Raw genomic sequence first — 7,564 nt, forward strand, 5'->3', positions numbered from 1 at the left:
TAGTTATTATCGCAATTATTTGTTTTAGATGCAAAAATCCCCCTTTCCGGTTCTCTCCCTCTGGGCTCTCCGACCCGCTAATTGCACAGTTTATATACCTACTAATTGGCAATCTTGTAACAACCCTCCTGCCACTGGTAAATTGGTAGTGTATGGTTATGTTGCCTCACACAGAATCTGAGCGAGATTTCCGTTGAGGGCGAGAAAGTAGGGTGCAGTCTAGAAAATCGCAGAAATTCTTGCTCGTCAACCCGCAGCAGTCAGGCCCGGCGAGGAATTGCCGGCCAGTTAAAAGTCGGCCCTGTGGCTGATAGCATTGGTTGTGGCTTGTCGTTGACTGTCAATGGTCAGGATGTGGCACGAAATTACTTTTAAATGCCAAGATGCTGGAAGTAGGGGTGACTTTAATTGTAAAGAAACTTTGAGCGCGCTTGGAAACCTCGCGGGTCAAGCCTCTCAATCAAGCTGGTGCCCGCGATCGGGTTTTTTTAACCAATATCACTTTTATGCCCCCTGATGTTTATTCCCTCCCTCAGTCAGGTCATCAACCGCAACCCCCTCACCGTCACCCCTCAGACGCCTGTAGAAAAGGCGATCGAGCTGATGAGCAGCACAGGGGCCAGTTACGTGCTCGTGGTGGAACCGCGCGGGAATTTTCAAGTCGAAAATCTGGCTAACGGGACTTCCCCACAATCGCGGGAACATTTGGGTTTCTACAACGGCTTACCGCGTGTGGTAGCGCCATCCAACGGGCTGGGCTTCAACGGCTCAAAACCTCCCCATCTGGGCGGCCCGACGGTGTTGGGAATTTTTACAGCGCGAGATGTGGTACAGCTAAATTCGATCGGCTCCGCTTTGAGGGGATTTGCGATCGAGCAAATCATGATTAGGACCGTAACTGTCGCCCGTGAATCGGAAATTCCCGACTTTTTTGCCTTAGCAAGTCTGCTGGAAAAAAATCATATCGGTCATTTGCCCGTCGTCAGCGACGCTGAAGAACTTGTCGGTTTAATTAGCTCTCAAAGCTTGGTCGAACTGTTGCAGGAAATTGGGGAATCGCCACAAAAATCAAGCAGCGCTTTTCCTCTTGCGACCTTCGCCTTCCCTCCGGCGCTGCCGAGTTCACCTCCGAAATTAGAGCTGCCGGCGAGTTTAATTAAACTTTCTCAAATTCCTCAAATCGCAGCTTCGCGAATTATTCACGCTCCTGCTTCGGCTTCGGTTCGCTATTTGGCGCAACTGATGTTTAGATACAATGTTAGCTATGTATTAATTACTGAAACTCCCGAACTAAATTCGAGTGCTGCTACAAATTCCAAATTTACAAATCCCAACCTCCACAAACTCGTTGGGGTGGTAAGTTCGCGGGACATCGTGCAGTTGCAGGCGCTCTTAACAGACTCGAACAAAATTAAAGCAGGAGCGATTTGCAGCAGCTCGCCGCCCCTGATCAGATCGCACTCTACCCTCGAAGCAGCCGTCGCCCTGCTGCAAAAACACTACTGCCAGTTGCCTTTATTAGTCATCAACGAAAGCAATCACCCGATCGGGATTGTCAATCCTAAAACTATCCTTTTACAAGCGCTGGATTCAAAATCTCTGCATTCTGGTTTGATCGCTTTGCAGCGCCAGCTAGAATCTAGCAACGCGCAATACAAAAGACTTGCCGCCCAAATACAGCTTCCGGCAACCAATCGCCACCGAGAGCCAGAAATTGCTCAAAACTGTTTCGCCGAGCCCCCAAATCTCCCCGCTGCTGTCAACAATCAGGGGATTTGGGATTGGAATCTCGAAAGTGATGAGTTTTTTTATTCGGCGCAGTGGCAAGAAATGCTGGGCTACAAACCAGGAGAAATCTCGAACCGCCGATCGGAATGGTGGAGTCGCATCCACCGAGATGACATTGATGGACTAAAGGCAGCTTTAGAAGCTCACTTCGCACAAAAGACAGCGGATTTTGCAGCAGAATATCGGATGTACTGCAAAGACGGCAGCACTGTCTGGGTGCTGAACCGGGGTCAAGTTTTGCGAGGCGCTGGAGGCAAACCGCTGCGCTTGGTCGGAACTCATACAGATATTACTCCAAACAAGCAGTTAGAACTCAAAAATGGCGATCGTCCGCAATTCCAAATATTTGACTCTTTGAAAGCAACAGTGATTTTTCAGATGGATGTGGCGGGAGTTTGGACATTTCTCGGCCGCGCTTGGACTGAAATTACTGGTTTTTCGGTTTCCGAAAGTTTGCAAACAAATTTTTTAGATTGGGTGCATCCAGACGATCGCCCGCAGTGTGCAAATTTATTGGAGTCTTTGCTGTCGGGGAACTCGGAATTTTGTCGGCAAGAACTGCGATTTAAATACAATCTGGAGTCGGGAAAAAATGAATTGGGAATTCACCCGAATTCTGGCTTTGTTTCTGTTGAAATGTTTGCTCAAGTCAAGCCCAATTCTCAAGGTGAAATTGCCGGAATTTTAGGGACTTTGCACGATGTCTGCAACCGCGTAGAAGGAGTTGAGGAACTGCGGGAAAGCGAGCGGGCAATTCGATCGCTCTACGAGGTAATGGTGGACTCGACAGGCTCTTTTGAGGAGCGCACTGCCCGGTTGCTGGCAATGGGTTGCAGTCAGTTTGGGATGGATATCGGGCTGTTGGGCAGGGTTTTGGGCGATCGCTACGAAGTGATCGCGGCTTATGTACCGTCCGATTTTCCCTTCGGATTTGCTAAAGGAGACGGTTTTGCTTTGAGCAGAACTTTTGAACGAGAGGTTTTGCGATCGAGCGAACCGATTTCTATCGAATCCGCCGGCAATACTCAGTGGAAGCACCACCCTGCTTACGCCGTCCGCAGGTTGGAGGCTTTCGTCGGCACGCGGGTAATGGTGCAAGGGCGAGTATTTGGCACTTTGAGCTTTACTTCGAGCACCGCTAAACCTGCTTTGAAACCGCTGAATTTTGAAATGTTAAAGTTGATGGGCAATTACATGGGCGCGGAAATTGCCCGCGAAGAACGAGACCGCACTTTGCAGCGTCAGTACCAGCGCGTTTTACTGCTCAAGCAAATCACTCAAAAAGTGCGATCGACCTTAGATACTCAAGAAATTTTTCAGACTACCGCTACTCAAATCGGGCGCGTGTTCGGCGTCAACCGCTGTACAATTCACACCTATCTTTCCCAACCCTATCCGCACCTTCCCTGCGTCGCAGAATATCTCGAACCAGGTCACGAATCGGCTTTGGATTTAGAACTTTCTGTCACTTACAACCCCTACACAGAAAAACTGCTCGCTGAAGATATAGCCCTGGCATCTCCCGATGTATTTGCCGATCCTTTGCTCGAATCTTCCGTGCCGATGTGCCGCCGCATCGGATTAAAATCTATGTTAGCGGTTCGCACTTCCTATCAAAGTAAACCGAATGGGATTATTACTTTGCACCAGTGCGATGCTACCCGCCAGTGGACTCCAGACGAAATTGAATTGTTAGAAGATGTTGCCGCTCAAGTCGGAATTACGTTAGCTCAAGCACAACTTTTAGAAACAGAAGTTCAGCGGCAGCAACAGTTGGCAGAGCAAAATGAAGCTTTGGAGCAAGCCCGACAAGCCGCGGAAGTTGCTAACAGAGCTAAGAGCGAATTTTTAGCTACAATGAGTCACGAAATCCGCACTCCGATGAATGCGGTAATCGGGATGACGGGTTTGCTGCTGGATATGCAACTAACGCCAGAACAGCGGGATTTTGTGGAGACAATTCGCACCAGCGGCGATGCTTTGCTGACTATTATTAACGACATCCTCGACTTTTCCAAGATTGAATCGGGTAAAATGGATTTGGAACGCAGCCCCTTCGAGCTGCAAAACTGTATAGAAGAGTCTCTGGAATTGCTGGCTCCGAGAGCGTCGGAAAAAGGTTTAGAACTGGCTTACTTTATTGACGATTCTGTTCCGAAAAATATTTTAGGAGATGTCACGAGGCTGCGCCAAATCTTGGTAAATCTGCTGGGAAATGCAGTTAAATTTACCGAGTCTGGAGAAATAGTCGTCTGCTGTACGGCCAGGACAATTGAGCCTGTAGCTGCTAAGAATTCGCCGGAAACAAGCAATATTATAGATTCGCAATCGCTAGCAATTAAGCAGGGACAGTTGCCTGATAGCAGACAGTACGAGATTCAATTTGCTGTCCAAGATACGGGGATTGGCATTCCGCCAGACAGGATCGATCGCCTGTTTAAAGCTTTTTCGCAGGTGGATGCTTCGACAACTCGACATTACGGCGGGACGGGTCTGGGACTGGCTATCAGCCAGCGTTTGAGCGATATGATGGGCGGTACAATGTGGGTTGTCAGTCAGGTCGATCCGCGAAGTTCTAAGTCTCAACCGGGAGTTTCGGCGATCGCACAAAGTACCGCAGGAAGGCCAGCGGCAGGATTTGAGCCGCCGTCAATATCGGGTGCTGGTTCGATTTTTTATTTCACGGTGACTGCTGAAGCCAATCAAAGCCGTGCTGAGGAAAAACTGCCAGAATTGGCTGCTGGGAAGCATTTGTTAATTGTTGAGAATCATGCCATTAACCGACAAGTTTTGATCCGGCAAGCTGAGGCTTGGGGAATGATACCCGTGGCTGCAACTTCGGGTGCTGAGGCTTTGGAAATTATCAAATCAAACTCGGAGTTTGATTTGGCTATTTTGGCGATGAATTTACCGGATATGGACGGCGTGGCTTTGGCTGTAAAGATTCGTTCATTCGAGCTGAGCAATCTGTCTGGTGGCCAGCGGCTAAATCTGAATGTCATCCCAGCTAAAAGCCCTCGCAAAGTTACCCTACCTTTGGTGCTGTTTACTTATTTGAGCAAAGCGGAAGTTTGGAAAAAACTTGAAACTACAGAAGTACATTTTTCGGCGTTTTTAACTAAGCCTCTAAAACAGTCTCAGTTTTATAATGTGTTGCTGCAAGTTTTTGGATATGTTACTGGCAAAAGCGGCAGGGGAGAAGTTTCAAATGTGGCAACTTTGACTTCGGGATTGAAGTATTTTGAAAAGTCTCAAGAACAGCACCGGGTGCAGCGGACTCCTGCGGTTTTGAGGCAGGTTGCGAGCAATTCTGCCGCCCAGGATGCAGCTAATTCTAGTCAGATTCGGATTTTGCTGGCAGAGGACAATGTGGTGAATCAAAAAGTCGCTACGCATTTGCTCGACAGGATAGGATATCGGGCTGATATTGTGGCTAATGGGTTGGAGGTTTTGGAGGCGCTGAAGCGCCAATCTTACGATGTTGTGCTGATGGACGTGCAGATGCCGCAGATGGACGGGTTGGAAGCGACGCGCCGCATTTGTCGGGATTGGCCGGCTAATAAGAAGCCGAGAATTATTGCGATGACGGCTAATGCGATGCAGGGCGATCGCGAAAAGTGTCTGGAAGCAGGTATGGACGATTATATTACTAAACCGGTGCGCCGGGAAGAGTTGGCGATCGCCCTTTCGCAGTGCCAACCTCTGCATCGGGATGAATTGGATGCCCCTGCTGAGCTAAAAAATCCAGATATTGCTGACAAAGTTGACACCGAGGCTGCTAGACACTCGATCGTTCAACCCGTAGCAAATTCGCCGATTAATTTTCAGGTTTTGCAAAGTCTCCGCGAGTTAGACGATGATGAAGATCCGGATTTTTTGGGGGAGTTGATTAAAATATATTTGTTAGATGCACCGCAGCATTTAGAAACAATTAAGGAGGCTATATTTTTCGGCGATGCTGATAGTTTGAAGCTGGCTTCTCACACGCTGAAGTCGAGCAGCGCTAATTTAGGAGCGGTGTCTTTTTCGGAAGTTTGCAAGGAGTTGGAATACATGGGCCGCGTGGCGGTTGAGTCTGGAGGGGAACAGGTTTTTGATGCCAGGGGGGCGCGCGATCGCCTGTTGGAAGCCGAATCAGAGTGGGAAAAGGTGCGGGCGGCTTTTGAGACCGAATTGAAAACGGGGAAGTTGCGATCGCAAATCGGGAATTAGTTATTAGTTATTGGTTATTGGTTATTGGTTATTGGTCATTGGTTATTAGTAGGGGCGGTGCCCCCGTGCCCGCCCTCTGCCGTCTTGACACCGGATGCTGCGGGTGCAATGCCCGGTGCACCTTGCTAATTACCAATTACCAATTACCCATTACTTCTAACTAATGACCAATGACTAATAGCCGATTACCAATGCCCAATTTCCAATTCCCAAAATACCTATTTAATTTTCACCTAAATACGCTTTGCGAACAGTTTCATTTGACTGCAAATCGCTAGCAGTACCGGCGACTACAACTTCACCAGTTTGGATGACATAGCCGCGGTGGGCTACACTTAAAGCCATCCGGGCGTTTTGTTCCACCAATAAAATAGTAGTTCCTCGGGCATTAATATCCCGGACGATCGCAAAAATTTGACTCACCAACATCGGAGCCAAGCCCATACTCGGCTCATCCAATAATAACAAACGGGGGCGCGACATCAAAGCACGGGCGATCGCCAGCATTTGCTGTTCACCACCGCTAAGAGTACCCCCTTTTTGACTAATTCTTTCTCGCAAACGGGGAAATAAATTTAAAGCATTTTCCAGATCAGACTTGATACCGAGAGTATCGCTGCGGAGATAAGCGCCCATTTCCAGGTTTTCTTGTACCGTCATGCGCCCAAAAATCAGTCGCCCCTCCGGGCTTTGAGAAATCCCCAAACGGACGATCGCCTCTGTAGACAGCGACTCCAAAGGCTTTCCCTCAAACAGTACAGTCCCGCTGCGCGGGCGCAGTAGCCCTTGAATCGTGCGGAGAGTAGTAGTTTTCCCCGCCCCGTTGCTACCGATTAATGTCACCACTTCTCCCTGCGAGACAGTTAGCGATACTCCTTTGAGAGCGTGAATATTTCCGTAATAGGTGTGAATGTCTTTGATTTCTAGCATAATTACTCTTTCTGCTTTGTACTTTGTGATATCATCCCGACTAATTATAAATTTTTATTGCATTTATTTAAAATTAACCTTTTTTATAGTAAACAGTAATTTTACTTAAATCACCACCCAGCCGTAGCTCCCGTACCAGGTATTTTGAACATTGGTGACAGCCAACTTTACCTAAATTTTAATCAAATAAATGATTTCTTGACGGTAGCTTTACAAAAATCCCTCAGTAAATAGATAGTATGAATACGTAAGGGAAAACAACCGCTACAAATTAGCAAAATAACAACACTTAAAATTCTTGAAATTTAAGGAGATTTACCATGAAATTAAATCACAGTACCGGAGCGATCGCATTTTTATTAGCAACTCCTTTAGCAACCAGCTTAACTGTAAGTGTAGCACCCAGCAGTGCTGCCACAATAGCAGGTTCTGCAGCAGAAGTAACCATTAACAACTTCAGTCACAAACCGACAGACACAGGTACATCTACTAACACTAACACTCAGACAACAGCTAACAGCGGTTTTGTGATTAGCCAAGCGAACGCTGATGCAGCTTTTATATCTAACTGTCACGAATTGCTGGCAGCAAATCTCTCAAAAAGTGAAGTCGCAGGAAGCGGCAGCAACTATTC

The 7,564-nt window shown here is 47.7% G+C and carries 2 protein-coding genes and 1 pseudogene; 2 read left to right on the top strand and 1 reads right to left on the bottom strand.

Features of this window, described 5'->3' with window-relative positions:
- The first annotated feature begins 516 nt into the window (after nt 1–516).
- Complete coding sequence (locus IQ270_RS13230) at nt 517–6,000, top strand: response regulator (RefSeq protein ID WP_193973656.1); 5,484 nt, start codon at nt 517–519, stop codon at nt 5,998–6,000.
- 222 nt (nt 6,001–6,222) lie between these two features.
- Here IQ270_RS13230 and IQ270_RS13235 read toward each other — a convergent pair whose 3' ends face one another.
- Nucleotides 6,223–6,930 (bottom strand): ABC transporter ATP-binding protein, encoded by a 708-nt coding sequence (locus IQ270_RS13235; RefSeq protein ID WP_193973657.1) that lies wholly within the window; start codon nt 6,928–6,930, stop codon nt 6,223–6,225.
- Between the two features lie 320 nt (nt 6,931–7,250).
- Here IQ270_RS13235 and IQ270_RS13240 point away from each other — a divergent pair.
- A pseudogene (locus tag IQ270_RS13240) lies at nt 7,251–7,564 on the top strand (PEP-CTERM sorting domain-containing protein); the annotation flags it as partial.

The organism is Microcoleus sp. LEGE 07076 (assembly GCF_015207455.1).
Lineage (GTDB): Bacteria > Cyanobacteriota > Cyanobacteriia > Cyanobacteriales > Microcoleaceae > Microcoleus.

Bases quoted from the DNA above. Each gene is read 5' to 3' on its own strand.
- IQ270_RS13230 (WP_193973656.1), top strand. From the start codon at position 517: ATGTTTATTCCCTCCCTCAGTCAGGTCATCAACCGCAACCCCCTCACC.
- IQ270_RS13235 (WP_193973657.1), bottom strand. From the start codon at position 6,930: ATGCTAGAAATCAAAGACATTCACACCTATTACGGAAATATTCACGCT.